Genomic DNA, 16927 nt, shown 5'->3' on the forward strand with positions numbered 1-16927 from the left:
TCGTTCCACCGGCCAAGGCTTTTCAGGCCGCCGGGGGGGCTCCCTCGCTAAATGCTTTGCTGCAGAGGAGCCGTGGCAGCCTGTCTGGTACGATGCCCCTCGAGTACAGGGAAAACCAAGGCCTCAACCGGGAAGCTAATCTTCTCGCTACGAGAACATCGCATGTCACTTGTCCAGATCACGACCGAGGCGCTCTACCACGCCGCAGGGGAGCACGGACGAATCCCGGAGAAGGCCGGCACGGGTAAGCAACGATGAAGCTGGTCATCTCGCCCGCCATCGACGACGCACGGCTCGCACGCGTGCGCGAAGCGGCGCCGTCGGCCAAGATCGTCAACGCGACGGATTCTTCCCAGGCGCTGCGCGAAATGGCCGAGGCAGACGCTTTTTTCGGCAAGCTGACCCCCGAGTTGTTGGCCGCCGCCGGCCGATTGCGATGGGTGCAAACGGCCACGGCCAGTCTCGAACATTACCTGTTCCCGGCGCTGGTCGAACATCCTTGTCAATTGACGAACATGCGCGGACTCTACTCTGACGTCATCGCCGATCAGACCTTGGGCTATGTCATCTGTCTCGCTCGGAACTTTCCGCGGTACATGCGTCAGCAGATGGAAGGGCGCTGGGAACCGGCCGGCGGCGAAGCGGCACGTTCGGATTTCATCTCTGGCCCGGGCGTCGTCAGCGCGATGGATCGCGCGCACCTGCACCTGGCCGATTGCACGCTGGGGATCGTGGGATTAGGGGCCATTGGCCGCGAGATCGCTCGCCGTGCCAGGGCCTTCGGGATGACGATCGTGGCCGTCGACCCCCAGACGGAAGAGATTCCACCGGGAGTCGAATCGCTCTGGCCCCCCCAGGAATTGCCCAAGCTGCTGGGGGCGAGCGATTTCGTGGTGATCGCCGCTCCCCATACTCCCGAGACCGAGGGGCTGTTCCGCCGCGCGCAATTCGAGCAGATGAAGCGCACCGCGTACTTGATCAACATCGGGCGCGGGGCGATCGTCGTGCTCGACGATCTGACGCAAGCGCTCGGCGCAGGCCAGATCGCCGGTGCGGCACTCGACGTGTGCGAGATCGAACCGTTGCCCCCCGATCACCCGCTCTGGCGGATGGACAACGTTATCATCACGCCGCACGTGGCCGGCTGTGCGACAGTGGTGGCCGAGCGTCACCTGGACGTGCTCGTCGAGAATGTCGGACGATTCTCGCGGGGCGAAGCGCTCATGAATCTTGTCCGCAAGGATCTGTGGTACTGATCCGCGTGGCGTCGGCGACGTGCGAAGTTCCCACCGCGGCGTGCGAAAAGCCGCCGAGCCGAAAGCCCGCCTCGGGCAACGTCCAACAGAACCTGACTGGCGCACCACCGGCTACTTTTGGTCGTCGGTCGAAATTTCGGCGGCGCGATCGCGCAGGTGGACGCGTGCCAGCGAATAGACCCAGAGACGTTTTTCAGCGGTCTCGGCGCATCGCTGGATCATGGGCCGGCCTTGCTGCGTGTTGCCGTGTTGTTCGAGCAGGGCGCCCAGGTAATAGTCCATGTCGGCCCGTTCGCTCTTGTTGGCCGAGTCCATCAAAGCCCGATAGCGGACATCGTCGAGTCGGAATTCGCCGCTGTCGAACATCTCGAGCATCAACGTAGCAACGCCGATCGGCAGGCGGTTCAGATGATTGTCGTTGGTGGCTTTTCTCTTGAGTTTATCGAGAGCGAGCTTGAGTGTGTGCTGGCACTTTTTCGTGTCGCCCAACCGATCGTAGAGCAAGACCAGGTAGAGTTGAGCGTAGGGCGAAAAATCGTGCGTCAGCGATTGCCGCATCGCCTGCAGTGCCTTCTCGGTGTCGCCGTCGAGCATGTGGATGACGCCGAGTTGCATCAGGTCGTTGGCGGTGGCCCGCTTGCCAAGCTCGCGATGGTAGCCAAGGGCCAGCGCTTTCGCTCGCGCGACGTCTCCGTGCCCGGTATTCTTGCACCAGAAGTACCAACCGGTCTGCGAGCTCTTGTAGCGGACCGACGTATTACGGACGTGACGCTCGGCCGCGGCGTAGTCGCCCAGGCCTTCGTAGCATCGCGCGGCGCAGAGCATGGCCCAGCCGGCGCCCGATGACGCTGCCGCGTCGGCATAGGGACACGCTTTCTTCCAATCCTTCTGCTCCATGAAGTAGTCGGCCAGCGTCACCCGCACTCGGGCGTGCGTGAGGCCGAAGTCGTCGCGTTCGAGAACGGCCTCCAGCGTTTTCTGCCACTGGTCGACGTCTCCTTCGTCGAGGTAAAGCTTGGCCATTCTCTCGACGGCCCACAGGTCGCTCGACCGGTCGAGGAAGCGCGTCAGACAACGGCGCACATCCTCGGTACGTCCTTGCTTGTCGTAGTAGCGCACCAGCGAGCCCAGCACGACAGGATGCTGGTCACTCTCGCGATCCCAAGCGTCGATCTGGCTCGCCACGGAGTCGGAGTCATAGCGAATGATTCGTGCTCGGGCCGCGGGAGAATAGGGGCTGACTTTCAACAAGCCATGAGCGAAGCCTTTTTTGTTTTCGTCGGTCGCATAGAACATGCACAATTCCATCTCGCGCGCCGCGTTGTCGGCGTGCTGATACGCGGCATCGAAGGCAAACGCGCCCTGCATGCGCGTGCGATGCGGGCTATCCCACGTGCGACGAATCAAATGCATCTCGGTCATTTCCACATCGACGATGTCCAGTTCCTCGAATGGAGTCCAGAAGTTGCGCCGATCGCGTTGCGGTTGCAGGGCCGCCGTGGCGATGAAGGCCCGATAGGGATGATTGGCCAGAATCGGTTCGGCCTGGCGGGCGAACTCCTCGACCGGCACCCCCAAGGTATTCATGAAGAACAGCCCGCGCCGCACCGCGTGGACGAACGAGATATCTTCGATGAATCGCGCGAGCACGCTCCACGATGGCTCTTGCGTGTCGGCGTCCGGCTTGCCCAGCGTCAGCAGTCGGGCGATAACCTCGGGGTGCGATTCGTAGAGCGAGAGGATGTCCTTCGTCTGCCAGTGCCGTTCGAGCAGCGGCTGCAACGAATCTCGCTCGGGAAGCAACGCGGGGATACCCTCGGGCATGCCATCCATGTTGTGCAAGTGCATCGGCAAGGTCGTGGCATGGACCTGCGGACCGTAGACCGTGACGTAGTGCAGGTTGCTCACGCCGCCGGCACCGCACATACCATCGACGATGCGCAAGCAGTCCGGTACGTGCTGGAGCGACTCGTGTGCCAACCGCAGCGCAAAATCCTCGCCCAGCGTGGCGCCTTCGACACTGAGGCAGCTCAAGAACCAGGCCAGTTGCGTCTGCTCAGATTCCTCGGTCGCGAGTTGGCGCAAGCGGTCGGTGTCGTAGCGGCAACAGGCGTCGATCAGGCGCACCCAACTCGGCGGCACGATCGAACGATCGTCGACGTCGTCTGACTTCTGCTCCCGTTCGGCCTGCGCGAGGTCCTCGAGCGCCAAGCCGTGCAATCCCGTGAGCGCCAGGGCGTACGCTCGATGCCACCGCGCCCAGGCCGAATCGCGATCGGCCACGATCAAACGCTGCGCGTACAACAAGGCCCGCGCCTTGAAAACCTTGTGCGAGGCATTCCAGTGATACTGCGTCAACTGGCCGAGGTTCGCATAGCCGCGCACCAGCGCGCCGAGAGTGGCGGGCGATTCGCCTTCTTCGCGATGGAGCCGATGGAGCCGCCGCAGGGCGTTGTACTGCGAGAATTCGTTCATCTCTGCCAGCAGCGCCAGGATGACATCGGGCACCTCGACCTCGGGGGCGAGCTTATTCTTTTCGCCCGCGGCTCCAGCGTCGCGCAGCGCCTGCACGAACTGTCCGCGCGAACGTTCCTCAACCGCGACGGTGATCCCCAAATAATCGACGTCCTCGAGCCGCGAAAACGGTGAGGCGATCTCTTCGTGATAAACCGGATCGCTGGCGTTGGCGCTTGTCAGGGTCACGCGCACGAACTTTCCGGCAGCACGCGCGGTCAGCACATCGAGCAAGAGTTGGTCCGGCCCCGGTTCCTGTGGGAAGGGCTCGCGGAGCGTCTCATCGCGCGTGGCCATGCCCAGCTCGTCGCGTGCCGCGATCAGAATGGCCTGCCGCAACAACTCTCGAACGAGCAGCTTGCCGCTCGCTTTCTCGACCGTCAGATCGGGGCGCTGCGTTTCGAGCAGCAGCACCCGCTTGGGCGAGGTTTGCACGGCGCCGGCCTGCGGTTCGTCGGCAAAGGCAGAGGCCGGCGCGAACGGCGAGCACGCCACCATCAGCGCGGTAAGAAGCGCGCGACTCATTATGCTCCCCCCTAATGCTCATGGCGCACGAGATTGCCACACATATCTTAGCTGGCTTTTGTGCGCGGCACCAATTTTCCGCGTGGCGCATCGTCGCCACCGCGGAGAACCGTCGCAGGACCGTGGCTGACGCGGATGCCGAAGATTCGCTCCGCAGGTACCCCGGGTCTCTCCCTACGCTATGATGACTGCTTCCGCACGCCGCCCGGAGCAGAGACACCGATGAACCTGGCGATCGAAACACAGCAACTGACGCGCTATTTCAACGAAACGTGCGCGGTCAACGGCATCGATCTGTCCGTCGAACGGGGAACGTTCTACGGCTTTCTGGGACCCAATGGCGCCGGCAAGTCGACCACGATCAAGATGCTGACGGGCCTGCTGGCCCCGACCAGCGGTCGCATGAGCGTCCTGGGGCGGAACCTGCTCGATCCGCGCGAATCGCTCGAGGCTAAACGCCATCTCGGGGTGATCCCCGAGGATCTGGCCCTGTTCGACAACCTGACGGCGCGCGAGTACCTCACGTTCGTTGGCCGCATTCATCTCATGCCGCGCGAGACGATCCGCAGCCGCATCGACGAGTTACTCGCGCTGCTCGCCCTCGAAGACAACGACAAGAAGCTCACGCTCGAGTTTTCGCACGGGATGAAGAAGAAGCTGGCCATGGCCGCGGCCCTGCTCCCCAATCCCGATCTGCTGTTCCTCGACGAGCCCTTCGAAGGAGTCGACGCGGTCACGTCGCGCGTCATTCGCGACCTGCTGGCCGGGTTCGTCGCCCGCGGCTCGACCGTCTTTCTCACGTCGCACGTGCTCGAGATCGTCGAACGACTTTGCACGCACGTGGGGATCATCGTGCGCGGCCAGCTCGTGGAGCAGGGCTCGCTCGACAGCATTCGCCGCGGGGGCTCGCTGGAAGACCGCTTTCTACAACATGCCGGCGCTGATATCGAGGCGACGCACAAGCTCAACTGGCTCGAGGGGACGACCTCGTGAACACGAGCCAACTGAGTGCCCTCGTCTGGCTGCGTTGGCGGCTGATGGCGAACCAGATTCGCCGCGGCGGCGCTATGACGGCCGTGCCGGTAATCGCTATCACGATCGTCTCGCTGCTGGCCAGTGGGTTGATGTTCGCGATGAGCCTCGTCTTGGGGCTGCTCTTGTTTCCCAGAATCACGACGCCCCAGTTGCTGTTCGCCTGGGATGGCCTGGTCGTGACCTTTTCGTTCTTCTGGATGATCGGCCTGCTGACCGAACTACAACGCACCGAGACGCTGACGATCTCGAAGTTCCTGCACCTGCCGATCTCGGTGAATGGCGCCTTTCTGATCAACTACGTCAGCTCGTTGCTGCGCGTCAGCATGGTGATCTTTCTGCCGGGCATGATCGGCTGCTGGCTGGCGTTGATCTGGGCCCAAGGGCCCGCGATGGTGCTCGGGCTGCCGTTGATCGTGGCTTTCCTGCTGATGGTCACGGCGCTGACCTATCAGTTTCAGGGCTGGCTGGCGACGTTGATGGCCAATCCGCGCCGCCGGCGCACGATCATCGTGGTGAGCACGCTGGTGTTCGTCTTGGTGTTTCAACTTCCCTACCTGCTGAACGTCTTTGGTGGCGCGCGGATCCACGAGCGCGCCGCCGAGTCGAGGACGCTCTTGAACGATCTCAAGCAATTGGAGCGTGAAGCGACTCAGCAGGCTATCGGCCCCGCGGAGTTGGTGCAGCGGCAAAACGAGTTGATCGAACGTCATCAACAGGCCGCGCAGCAGGCCGACCGCGCGCGAGAGGCCGCCTGGGAGCGCGCCGGTCGAATCGCCAATGTCGTGATCCCGCTCGGTTGGCTGCCCCTGGGGATCCTGTCGATTGCCGAAGCGAACTGGGGGATCGTGGCCTTGGCCATGCTCGGCATGACGCTGATCGGCAGCGCGAGCTTGTGGCGGGCGTACCACACGACACTCCGCATCTACCAGGGTCAGTACACCGCGGCGCGGATGCCCGTCGCCAGGCCGGCCCGAGCGAGCAGCCCCGCAAGCTTGCTGCTGGTCGAACGGCACGTGCCGTGGTTCTCGGAGCCGGTCTCGGCGATCGCGTTGACGGGGTTCCGTTCGCTGCTGCGCGCGCCCGAGTCGAAAATGATGCTGCTTTCTCCCGTGCTCCTGACGTTCATCTTCGGCTCGATGCTGTATCGCCACGGTCTCGAGATCCCACCGCCGGCACGTCCCTTTCTTGGCGTCGCGGCCATGGCGGTGGTCCTCTTCGGCATGTTGCAGTTGATGGCCAATCAGTTCGGTTTCGATCGGGACGGTTTTCGCGTCTTCGTGCTGTGTCCGGTGCCGCGTCGCGACATTCTGCTGGGCAAGAACCTGTCGTTCCTTCCGTTCGCGGTGGCGATGGCGGCCACAATGCTGGCCCTCGTGCAATGGGTCGTGCCGCTCCGGATCGACCATCTGCTCGCCATGATCCCCCAGTTTCTGTCGATGTTCTTCTTCTATTGTCCGGTGGCGAACGTGCTCTCGATCTACGCCCCGATGCACATCGCGGCCGGGACGATGAAGCCCTCGAATCCGCGACTTCTGCCGATCTTCCTGCAATTGTTCCTCGTGGCATTCCTGGTTCCGCTGTTTCAACTGCCGACGCTCTTGCCGCTGGCGGTCGAGACGGTCCTGGTGCAGTTCAAGGTGATCGAGCGCGTGCCGGTCTTTCTGCTGCTGGCAGTCCTCGAGTGCGGGGGAGTGCTGCTGGTCTATCGTCTTTTTCTGACCTGGCAGGGAGAATTGCTCGAGCGCCGCGAACAGGCGATTCTACAGACCGTGACCAGCCGGCCGACGTGAATTACGTACCCCCATTCTCGCGGAGAAACGCGATGTCTTTTCAAAACCCGCACGCGCGGCTTCGGCTGACTTGGGGCATGCTCGTGGCGACGCTCGCGCTCGCCGCGCCGGCCGTGGCCTTCGCCCAGCGCAATCCTCCACCGACGCGCGAGGACGTGGCCTATGGCCCCCACGAACGGAACGTGCTCGACCTGTGGCAGGCGAAGTCGGAGGCGCCGACTCCGCTCTTGATCTTCATCCACGGGGGCGGGTTCGTGCAGGGAGACAAGAGTGGAGTCCGCCGCAACCCGGTGATTCGCGAGTGTCTGGCCCAGGGCATTTCGTTCGCCTCGATCAACTACCGCTTCCGCGAACACGCGCCGATCCAGGACATCTTGCGCGACGCCGCCCGGGCCGTGCAGTATCTACGCCATCATGCGCGGGAGTTGCATCTCGATCCCGAGCGCATCGCGTCGTACGGCAGTTCGGCCGGCGCGGGGACGAGCCTGTGGCTGGCGTTCCACGACGATCTCGCCGATCCGCAGTCCGAGGATCCCGTGCTGCGCGAATCGTCTCGTTTGACGGCGGCAGGCTGCCTGGACGGACAGGTGTCGTACGACCTGCGCGATTGGGCCAAGTACGTGGGTGCCTCGCCTTTTGAACGCACCAGGGCAGAGCGTTTGCAGTTCTACGGTTTTGCGAACGAAGAGGAAGCGAGCACGCCCGAGGGGGAATCCACCATGCGCGATTGCAGCATGATCGACCTGATTTCTGCCGACGATCCGCCGGTGGCGGCGGCCTGCGCGGTGCCGAATGTCGAGTCGACCGCACGCTCCGACTACGTACACCATCCCCAACATGCGATCTCGATCGGCGAGCGCTGCAAGAAGCACGGCGTCGAGTGCCAACTGTTTCTGCTCGATGACGAAACGAGCCAGCATCTTACCAACGAGACGCGCGAGCGTGCCCGTCGCGAGCAGGCCGTGGCGGTGGTCAAGTTTTTGCTCGCTAAGCTCAACGCATCCCAAGACTCGGCGCCGGCCAGCCGATCGCGAGACTGAGTGGGTCGGTGGACATCGGTAGTTCTCATGGGGCAGGCAGGCCGCCGTGCGTTTCTTCGTAGGTGTGCTCGGGCAACAGCCACGCGAAACCGGCCGCCGGCAGGAACAGGAACCCGGCCGCGAACAACGCGAGGCGATGGTCTCCCACTTGAGAAAAGAGACCGAAGAAGACGGTGCCCAACCCCGCGGCAATGCGTCCGATGTTGTAGCAGAAGCCGGCTCCCGTCGTGCGCAACAGCGTCGGAAAGAGGGGAGGCAGGTACATCGTGAAAAGGGCGAAGACGCCCGAGCTGGCGCCGATCACGGCAAAGTGCCACCACAACTGGCGCGGATCGAGCGGCCCCCAGAAGGTGACCGCCATCGCCAAGAAATAGGCCAGGCAGAACAAGGCAATCGTGCGGCGATAGTTCAACCAGCGCGCCACCGCAGCGGCCGCGAAATTGCCGAGAATCGACGAGATCATCAACAGCCACAGCATCTGGCTCACGAGCGAGCCTTTCTGGGCGTCGCTCCAATCGGCGGCCTCGGGCAGATTGCGCAGATAGGCCACGTACCAGAACATGAAGGCCCAATGGGCCGAGAGTCCCAGCGCGCAGACGAGCGTCGACAAGATGGTCGTGCGGCGCACGGGCCCTTGGAACAATTCCCAGAAGCCAGGCTCGGCGGCCGCCGACTGTTGCTTGGCCTCGTGCCATTCGTCCGGTTCCGGAACGTGACGGCGGATCCAGAGCACGACCAACGCGGGCAACACGCCGACGAGAAAAATGTTGCGCGGCGGATGGTCCACCAGCAGAAAATTCGCCAGGCTGGCGAGCATGATGCCCAGGTTCACCGCGGTTTGCAGCACGGCCGCCATCCAGGGGCGCCAGCCACGCGGCCATGTCTCCGAGAGCAACGAGGCGCCGACGGCCCACTCGCCGCCGATGCCCAACGCGGCCAGAAAGCGGAAGATGAGCAACTGCCACCAGGTCTGCGCGAAGTAAGACAAGCCCGTGAAGCAGGCGTAGGTGAGAATCGTCAGCACCAGGGCCCGGCTGCGTCCCATGCGATCGGAGATGCGCCCGAAGAAGCCTCCGCCGAGCGCCCAGCCGATCATGAAAGCGGCCTGGATCCAGGAGCTGTAAAAGCCGACCTCGGGCGTTTTCTCGCTGGCGGCCCCGAGCAGCTCGGCGACGAACTGCGGCGCGACGAGCACGTAGAGGTGCATGTCCAGCCCGTCGAAGAGCCAACCGAGCCAAGCGGCCAGGCCACTCTTCCACTGCGCGGCCGAAAGGTCGCCCAGTCGGGTAACTTCGTGGCGGGCGTTTCCTGTTTCTCCCGGCGCATCGACGGGCGGGGCCGGTTCGTACCTCGTCATCGGCCAACCGCTTGGTCGTGTATACAATTCGACATTGCCCGGTCCATGCGCGATCGCCCGACCGCAAGATTGTTCCTCTCTAGCGGAGAACGCCAACGAGACGCCAGCCGGCCAGAATGGGGTGGGGGGCATTCTAACCGGCGGGGCCTGGCACCGCGAGAATGGTCCTTTTCGTACGCCTTCGGTTGGTGCGAGCAACCGAACCTGACCAAGCACTGGCCCTCGCAAGTGGTCGACATCTAATTAAACTTGAAGGGATCAACCACCACCCGCCCAGAATGTCCCTCGCCTATGAACCTGCAACTCGGCCGTCTTGCGGCACTGCTTTCCTTACTCTGTTGCGCTGCGGCCAATGTCTCGGCCGCCGATGCGCCACTCGTCTTTACCGGCGCGAAGATCATCACGCTGGCGGGCGATGACATCGAGGTCGGACGTCTGGTGGTCGCAGGGGGCAAGATCGTGGCCGTGGGCCCCAAGGATCAGATCGAGGTTCCCACGGGCGCAAAGGAGATCGACGTCACGGGACGCACGATCATGCCGGGGCTGGTCGATACCCACAGTCACGTGGGGGGCATGGGAGGGGCCGACTCGAGCGGACCGATCCAGCCGGGCGTTCGCATCCTTGATGCCATCAATCCGCGCGATGCCGGTTTCAAACGTGCGGTCGCCGGCGGATTGACGACGCTCAATATCATGCCTGGCTCGGGACATCTGATTAGCGGACAGACGCTGTACGCCAAGATGCGCGTGGCGGGCTCGGGTCCGAACAAGATCGACGACCTATTCATTCTTGACGTCGAAGGCAAGCCGCTGGGCGGCCTGAAGATGGCCAACGGCACGAACAGTCAGCGCAACGCGCCCTTCCCAGGCACACGTGGCAAGAGTGCCTTTCTCGTGCGCGAGCAATTTATCAAGGCCCGCGAGTATCAGGCCGCGGTGGCGCGTGCCGGCGGCGACGCCGCAAAGCTACCCGCGCGCGACTTGAACCTCGAAGCCCTCAACGAGGCGATGGCGGGCAAGCGCGTGGTCCACCATCATACGCACCGGCACGACGACATCATGACCGTGTTGCGGCTGAAGCAGGAGTTCGGCTTCAAGGTCGTGCTGCACCACGTGAGCGACGGCTGGAAAGTGGCGGACGAGATTGCGGCCGCCCAGGTGCCGTGCTCGGTCATCGTGATCGATTCGCCCGGGGGCAAGCTCGAAGCCCGCGATATGTCGTTCGCCACGGGGGCGATCCTCGACAAGGCAGGGGTGCGCGTAGCCTACCACACCGACGATTACATTAACGACTCGCGGATCTTTCTGCGTTCCGCGGCGCTGGGGGTGAGGGCTGGGCTGCCGCGACAGAAAGCACTTGAATCGGTCACGCTGGCCGGCGCCGAGATGCTCGAACTGGCCGATCGAATCGGCTCGCTCGCGCCAGGCAAGGACGCCGACTTCGCCATCTTCGACGGCGACCCGTTGAGCGTGTACAGCAAGGTGCAGCAAACGTGGGTCGAGGGGGTGAAGGTCTTCGACCGCGAGGATCCTCAGGATCGACTTATCGCCGAAGGGGGCTTCGGCGCGGGTTACGAACGACGTCCCTATCTCTGCTGTGCCGAGGGAGAAGCCGAATGAACCAGTCACGAGCCTACGGATTGGCGGTATTGATCGCCGTGTGGGGCTTGGCGATGGCCTTGCCGGCCCATGCCCAAGTGGCCGTCCGCGGTAAGATCGTCTACACGATGTCGGGACCGCCGATCGAGGATGGCATCGTCATGGTCGAGAAGGGCAAGATCTCCGCCCTGGGACGTGCCGATCAGATTCGCGTGCCGGAGGGGTACCGCACGCTCGAGGCCGCCGTCGTGACGCCGGGTCTGATCGATGCGCATGCCACGGTGGGACTGACGGGGATCCTCAATATTCCGCACGATCAAGATCAACTCGAAAGCACCACGCCGATTCAACCCGAGTTGCGGGCGATCGATGCCTACAACCCGCGCGAGGATTTGATCGAATGGATTCGCTCGTTCGGCATCACCACGGTCCACACGGGTCATGGGCCGGGGGAGTTGATGTCGGGGCAGACGATGGTGGTCAAAACCGCCGGCAACAACGTGGAAGAAACGTTGCTCGTCGATACGACGGCCATCGCCTCGACGCTCAGCACTGAAGCCAAGAAGAATTCCGGCTCGCCCGGTACGCGTGGCAAGATGATGGCCATGCTGCGTGCCGAGCTTATCAAGGCGCAAGAGTATCAGGCCAAGCAGGAGCGTGCGGCGGCGGCGAAGGACGAGAACGCCGCGCCCCCCACGCGCGATCTGCGTCTCGAAACGCTGACGCGCGTCTTGAAACGAGAACTGCCGCTGTTGGTCACGGCGCACCGCGCGCAGGACATCTCGAATGCGCTGCGGTTGGCCCGTGAGTTCGACATCAAGCTGTGGCTCGACGGCGGCGCGGAGTCGTATCTGTTGATCGACGACCTCAAGGGGGCGGGCGTGCCGGTGATACTTCACCCCGCTATGGCCCGCGCCTACGACGACCAGGCGAACCAGAGTTTTACCACGGCGGCGAAGCTGGTCGAGGCGGGCGTGCCCGTCGCGCTACAAAGCGGCTACGAGGCCTACGTGCCCAAGGTGCGGGTCGTGTTGTTCGAGGCGGCGATCTTCGCCGCGCATGGCCTGCCCAAGGAAAAGGCCCTGGCAGCCATCACGATCGACGCCGCTCGATTATTAGGCGTGCAGGACCGCGTCGGCTCACTCGAAGTGGGCAAGGATGGCGATATCGCCCTCTACGACGGCGACCCGTTCGAGTATTCGACCCACTGCACGGGCGTCATCATCAACGGCAAGATCGTCAGCGAGATAGCGCGTTAGCCCTCTTGCCGGGCCTGCGTCAACTCGTTCGTGGCGACATCGATCGCGGTCAGCACGCCGCCGTAGCAGCAGCCCGTGTCGATGCAGACGACGTGCCCCAGATCGAGCACCTGGTAGTCGCGCTGCGCCGTGTGCCCGACGATGACGCGCTTGCCCGAACAGTGCGGGGCAGGGTAGGGGGGCACGAGACGCTGCCAAAGGAGCGTCGTGGCGGCGGTCTCTGCGAGGAGCCGGATCGGATCGTAACAGCCGTGCGCAAACAGGTGGGTCTCCGTTTCGAAGTACATCCGGCAGGCGCGCAAGAATGCAACATGCTCGCTGGGGATGTCGGCAAAGCTGCCCCCCGGGCGATAGGAATCGATCGTCTGCTGACCGCCGGCGCGCATCAATCGCGAGGCCTCGGCGCGACCGTCGAGAATATCGAGCAACACCTCGTCATGGTTGCCCAACAGCGTCACGAGATGGCAGCGCTCGCGCAGCGCAAGCAACTGCTCGATCACGCCGCGCGTGTCGGGGCCGCGATTCACGTAGTCGCCCAGCGTGATGATCGTATCGGCCGGCTGTGGATCGATCTGTTGCAAAACCTTGGCCAGCGCCTGGGCGCATCCGTGGATGTCGCCGATGGCGAACGTGCGTGCAGAACTCATCGCGGGCAACTCAATGCTCGGGCGGAAAGAGGGGGATGCCGTACTTGGGCGCGATCTGGACGATCCTGGCGAGATTCGTCATGCCATGCTTTCCACGACACGACGTGCCTTGCGGATCTACCACTCCCGAAAGACTTCCCCTACTTGGTTTGTCGGCTTGCGCCGGCCTACAATACACGGCATTCACGGCCGGACACGATTATGTCGCTGTCCATCCACTTTGCGAACTCCCCATCGAACTGTACTTACTATGCCGATGTCTACCACAGCATTCTATCTCCTGGTTCTTGCTTTGACCGTCATGGCTGCCGGCACCTCGCTGGAAGCAGATGCCGAGGACTTTAACTACGACGAAAGCAAGGTGCCGGCCTATAAACTGCCCGATTCTCTGGTGATGCAGGATGGCACGCCGGTCCAGGACGCCGAAACGTGGACGACGCAGCGCCGGCCGGAACTGCTTGAGCTGTTCCGCGAGCACGTCTATGGTCGTCTGCCCGGGCGTCCCGAGGGGATGCACTTCGAAGTGGCCGAGGAAGATTCGCAGATGCTCGGCGGCAAGGCGACGCGGAAGAAGATCGTGATTCACTTCTCCGACCAGCCCGACGGTCCCAAGCTGACGGCGGTTTCCTATCTGCCCAATAAGCGTTCGGGTCCCGTGCCGATGTTCGTCGGCCTGCGGCTCTTCGATCGCAACCTGGAGTACCCAGCGGCGGGCCGCCATGTCACGTCGCGCGATGCAGAGACCAAGAAGAACGTCGTACCCACGGGCTTCGAGAAGCTGCCGGGGGAGAAGGTCATCGAGACGATTCTCGACCAGGGCTACGGCATCACGAGCCTCGATCCGGCCGACTTCGTGCCCGACGACAAGGAGACCTGGGACGAGAGTCTCATCCAATGGTTCGAGCCCGAGAAAGAGAAGCGGGCGCCCGACATGGGGAAGGCGATCGCCTCTTGGGCTTGGGCCCTCAGCCGCACGCTCGACTACTTCGAGACCGACAAGGACGTCGACGCGAAGCGGGTGATCGTCGTTGGCCACTCGCGCATGGGGAAGACCGCGCTGTGGGCCGGCGCGCAGGACGAACGTTTTGCGATCGTCATCTCGAACAACTCCGGCTGCGGCGGCGCGGCACTCAGCCGGCGCATCTTCGGCGAGACGGTGGCGCGGATCAACACGGTCTTTCCCTTCTGGTTCTGCGACAACTTCCGCCGCTACAACGGACGCGAATCGGACCTGCCGGTCGATCAGCACGAACTTGTCGCGCTTGTGGCGCCGCGACCCGTCTACATCGCCAGCGCCGAGGAAGATGGCTGGGCCGATCCGCAGGGGGAGTTTCTCTCGGCCGTGGGGGCCGATCCGGTTTATCAATTGTTGGGAGTGGAAGGGCTCGGCACGGCAACCTTGCCGCGCGTGAATCAGCCGATTGGCGGCCATATTGGTTATCACCTACGCGTGGGACAGCACGCGCTGGCCGACTACGACTGGCTGCGCTATCTCGACTTCGCCGACCGGCATCTGTCGAAGTAGATTTGCGCCGTGAGGCATACTGCCGAGGTTGCGGTTGCGGCCAAGCGGTATTCGTGGCTAAAAAGAGGCTGCTGTTTCGCTTCGCGAAGCGAGCTCGCCTTCCTGCTCCGCTCGAAACTCCCGCCGTTCCCACCGCATGGCCCAGATTACCCTCCGCGATCTCAGTATCCGCTTTCGCGGTCCCTTGTTGCTCGATGACGTTTCGTGCCAGATCGAACTGGGTGAACGCATTGGCCTGATGGGGCGCAACGGCTCGGGCAAGACGACCCTCATGCGGATGTTGTGTGGACAAGTCGAGCCGGACGGGGGCTCGATCTCTTTTGCACCGGAGACGCGACTCTCGCTGCTGCCGCAGGACGTACCGGCCGACCTGCACGGGCCGGTGCTCGAGGTGATTACGCAGGGGATCGACGCGAGTCAGGATCATCACGAGCCGCAGTGGGAAGCCGAACGGCGCGTTGAGCAACTCGTGACGCGGATGGATTTGCCCGCCGAAGGCAGGTTCGAAACACTGTCGTCGGGGCTCAAACGCCGCGTGCTGCTCGCGCGTTCGCTGGCCTCCGATCCCAGCGTGCTGTTGCTCGACGAACCGACGAACCATCTCGACGTCGAGGCGATCCTCTGGCTGGAAGATTTTTTGAGCCGCTGGCCGAAGACCCTCATCTTCGTGACGCACGACCGCATGTTCCTGCGCAAGCTCTCGACGCGGATCATTGAGATCGATCGCGGGCACTTGAACGACTGGTCGTGCGACTACGACACCTTTCTCGCCCGGCGCGAACAGGTGCTGGCGGCCGAGGAGAAGCAGAACGCGCTGTTCGACAAGAAGCTGGCCGAGGAAGAGGTCTGGATCCGCCAAGGGATCAAGGCCCGGCGGACGCGCAACGAAGGCCGCGTGAGGGCGCTGGAAAAAATGCGTCGCGAGCGCAGCGAACGTCGTGGGACGCAGGGCAAGGTGAAACTGGCCATTCAGGAAGGGCAGCGCAGCGGCAATCTCGTGGCCGAGGTGGAGGATATCTCGTTCGCCTATGATGATCGTTCGATCGTGAGCGACTTTTCGACCACCATCGAGCGGGGAGACAAGATCGGCATCATCGGCCGCAACGGCGCCGGCAAGACAACACTGCTGCGGTTGCTGCTCGGGCAACTGGCGCCGCAGAAGGGCAGTGTCCGCCTGGGAGCCAACCTGCAAGTGGCCTACTTCGATCAGCTCCGCCAGCAGTTGAACGAAGAAGCCAGCGTCGTCGACAACGTCGGCGATGGATACGACACGATCCAGACGGGCGAAGGCCGCTCGCGACATATCATTGGCTACCTGCAAGATTTTCTGTTCAGCCCGGAACGGGCGAGAACCCAAGTGAAATTCCTCTCCGGGGGCGAACGCAATCGCGTGCTGCTGGCCAAGCACTTTGCCAAGCCGGCGAACACGCTGGTGCTCGACGAACCGACGAACGATCTCGACGCCGAGACGCTCGAGCTGCTCGAAGAGCGTCTGGTCGAATATCAAGGGACCGTGTTGCTGGTGAGTCACGATCGCGCGTTTCTGAACAACGTGGTGACGAGCACGATCGTCTTCGAGAACGGCAACGTGAAGGAATACTTCGGCGGCTACGACGACTGGCTTCGCCAACGCCCACAACCGGCGGCGGAGGTGGTCGAACCGGTTCGTCGCCGTACCGCGGAACCTGTCGAGCCCATCAAGCCGGCGGTGCCGTCCGCCGAGCGCAAACGCCGCCTTTCGTACAAGGAAGGCCTTGAACTGCAATCGTTGCCTGGCACGATCGAACAGCTCGAAAGCGACATCGCGGCGCTGCACGAGGAGATGGCGCAGCCGGAGTTCTATCAGCAGCCGGGCGCGCAGATTGCCGAGCAACAGTCGAAGCTCAAAGAGTTGGAAACAAAGCTGGCCACGGTATACGAGCGTTGGGAAGAGTTGGAGCAGGCGAGCGGCTGATTTGCCGGTGGCTGATTACTCACACTCGCGGCGATGAGATGACCTGACGCGCCATCTGACCAAGGACGCACCCATGACAGACGTCCCTCTCGGCCGCTATCGCCACTACAAGGGCAACGAGTACACGGTGCTCGGAGTTGCGCGGCACAGCGAGACCGAGGAAGAGCTTGTGGTTTATCGCCAGGAGTACGGTCCGCGGGCGCTGTGGGTGCGGCCGAAGGGGATGTTCTGCGAGGCGGTCGAGGTCGACGGGCGGCGTGTGCCCCGATTTCAATTCCTGCCTGGCGCCGAAGAAAGCTGATCGCCAACGTTCAGCTCGTGAGGCGGCCTTCCATGTCCTCGATTCTACCGCGTGGGCGACGGCCATTCCGAAGAATCCGCGCGCCACAGTGAACCCGTTTGTTTCGCGGTGTTTGTTTGCAACCG

At 63.2% G+C, this 16927-nt stretch carries 12 protein-coding genes; 9 read left to right on the forward strand and 3 right to left on the reverse strand.

Annotation, left to right across the window (positions count from 1 at the left end; all coding sequences use genetic code 11):
* Positions 1 to 254: 254 nt before the first annotated feature.
* Positions 255 to 1256: a D-2-hydroxyacid dehydrogenase gene (locus KF708_07035; GenBank protein MBX3412423.1), complete on the forward strand. Its 1002-nt coding sequence runs from the start codon at positions 255 to 257 to the stop codon at positions 1254 to 1256.
* A gap of 111 nt (positions 1257 to 1367) precedes the next feature.
* Here the strand turns inward: KF708_07035 and KF708_07040 are convergent, their stop codons facing one another.
* Positions 1368 to 4295 (reverse strand): hypothetical protein, encoded by a 2928-nt coding sequence (locus KF708_07040; GenBank protein ID MBX3412424.1) that lies wholly within the window; start codon positions 4293 to 4295, stop codon positions 1368 to 1370.
* Between the two features lie 135 nt (positions 4296 to 4430).
* On the opposite strand from KF708_07040, the gene KF708_07045 reads away from it, so the two are divergent.
* Genes KF708_07045 through KF708_07055 form a run of 3 tightly spaced genes read left to right on the forward strand, consistent with a single transcriptional unit; the run spans position 4431 to position 8160 of the window.
* Positions 4431 to 5288: an ABC transporter ATP-binding protein gene (locus KF708_07045; protein ID MBX3412425.1), complete on the forward strand. Its 858-nt coding sequence runs from the start codon at positions 4431 to 4433 to the stop codon at positions 5286 to 5288.
* A complete protein-coding gene (locus KF708_07050; GenBank protein MBX3412426.1) occupies positions 5285 to 7120 on the forward strand; it encodes an ABC transporter permease in 1836 nt (611 codons plus the stop codon). Before KF708_07045 ends, KF708_07050 begins: the two co-directional genes overlap by 4 nt.
* A 32-nt stretch (positions 7121 to 7152) precedes the next feature.
* Positions 7153 to 8160, forward strand: a complete 1008-nt coding sequence (locus tag KF708_07055; GenBank protein ID MBX3412427.1) for an alpha/beta hydrolase — start codon at positions 7153 to 7155, stop codon at positions 8158 to 8160.
* Positions 8161 to 8185: 25 nt separating this feature from the next.
* Here the strand turns inward: KF708_07055 and KF708_07060 are convergent, their stop codons facing one another.
* Positions 8186 to 9517: an MFS transporter gene (locus tag KF708_07060; protein ID MBX3412428.1), complete on the reverse strand. Its 1332-nt coding sequence runs from the start codon at positions 9515 to 9517 to the stop codon at positions 8186 to 8188.
* 291 nt (positions 9518 to 9808) lie between these two features.
* Between KF708_07060 and KF708_07065 the strand changes: the two genes are divergently transcribed.
* Positions 9809 to 11137, forward strand: a complete 1329-nt coding sequence (locus tag KF708_07065) for an amidohydrolase family protein (GenBank protein MBX3412429.1) — start codon at positions 9809 to 9811, stop codon at positions 11135 to 11137.
* Positions 11134 to 12375 (forward strand): amidohydrolase family protein, encoded by a 1242-nt coding sequence (locus KF708_07070; GenBank protein MBX3412430.1) that lies wholly within the window; start codon positions 11134 to 11136, stop codon positions 12373 to 12375. Before KF708_07065 ends, KF708_07070 begins: the two co-directional genes overlap by 4 nt.
* Here KF708_07070 and KF708_07075 read toward each other — a convergent pair.
* Positions 12372 to 13022, reverse strand: a complete 651-nt coding sequence (locus KF708_07075) for a serine/threonine protein phosphatase (GenBank protein MBX3412431.1) — start codon at positions 13020 to 13022, stop codon at positions 12372 to 12374. The two genes, KF708_07070 and KF708_07075, sit on opposite strands and share 4 nt — an antisense overlap.
* A 256-nt stretch (positions 13023 to 13278) precedes the next feature.
* On the opposite strand from KF708_07075, the gene KF708_07080 reads away from it, so the two are divergent.
* The 3 genes from KF708_07080 to KF708_07090 all read left to right on the forward strand — a co-directional run bounded on the left by KF708_07080 (position 13279) and on the right by KF708_07090 (position 16802).
* A complete protein-coding gene (locus tag KF708_07080; GenBank protein ID MBX3412432.1) occupies positions 13279 to 14547 on the forward strand; it encodes an acetylxylan esterase in 1269 nt (422 codons plus the stop codon).
* A 136-nt stretch (positions 14548 to 14683) separates the two neighbouring features.
* A complete protein-coding gene (locus KF708_07085; GenBank protein MBX3412433.1) occupies positions 14684 to 16501 on the forward strand; it encodes an ATP-binding cassette domain-containing protein in 1818 nt (605 codons plus the stop codon).
* A gap of 73 nt (positions 16502 to 16574) precedes the next feature.
* On the forward strand, positions 16575 to 16802 hold the full coding sequence (locus tag KF708_07090) for a DUF1653 domain-containing protein (protein ID MBX3412434.1): 228 nt from the start codon (positions 16575 to 16577) through the stop codon (positions 16800 to 16802).
* The last annotated feature ends 125 nt before the right edge of the window (positions 16803 to 16927 follow it).

This window comes from Pirellulales bacterium (assembly GCA_019636335.1).
In the GTDB taxonomy this organism is placed as follows: Bacteria; Planctomycetota; Planctomycetia; order Pirellulales; family JAEUIK01; genus JAHBXR01.

Coding starts and splice junctions, on each gene's coding strand:
- KF708_07045 (MBX3412425.1), top strand. CDS start 4,431: ATGCCGAAGATTCGCTCCGCAGGTACCCCGGGTCTCTCCCTACGCTAT.
- KF708_07070 (MBX3412430.1), top strand. CDS start 11,134: ATGAACCAGTCACGAGCCTACGGATTGGCGGTATTGATCGCCGTGTGG.
- KF708_07080 (MBX3412432.1), top strand. CDS start 13,279: ATGTCTACCACAGCATTCTATCTCCTGGTTCTTGCTTTGACCGTCATG.
- KF708_07040 (MBX3412424.1), bottom strand. CDS start 4,295: ATGAGTCGCGCGCTTCTTACCGCGCTGATGGTGGCGTGCTCGCCGTTC.
- KF708_07075 (MBX3412431.1), bottom strand. CDS start 13,022: ATGAGTTCTGCACGCACGTTCGCCATCGGCGACATCCACGGATGCGCC.
- KF708_07035 (MBX3412423.1), top strand. CDS start 255: ATGAAGCTGGTCATCTCGCCCGCCATCGACGACGCACGGCTCGCACGC.
- KF708_07085 (MBX3412433.1), top strand. CDS start 14,684: ATGGCCCAGATTACCCTCCGCGATCTCAGTATCCGCTTTCGCGGTCCC.
- KF708_07055 (MBX3412427.1), top strand. CDS start 7,153: ATGTCTTTTCAAAACCCGCACGCGCGGCTTCGGCTGACTTGGGGCATG.
- KF708_07065 (MBX3412429.1), top strand. CDS start 9,809: ATGAACCTGCAACTCGGCCGTCTTGCGGCACTGCTTTCCTTACTCTGT.
- KF708_07060 (MBX3412428.1), bottom strand. CDS start 9,517: ATGACGAGGTACGAACCGGCCCCGCCCGTCGATGCGCCGGGAGAAACA.
- KF708_07090 (MBX3412434.1), top strand. CDS start 16,575: ATGACAGACGTCCCTCTCGGCCGCTATCGCCACTACAAGGGCAACGAG.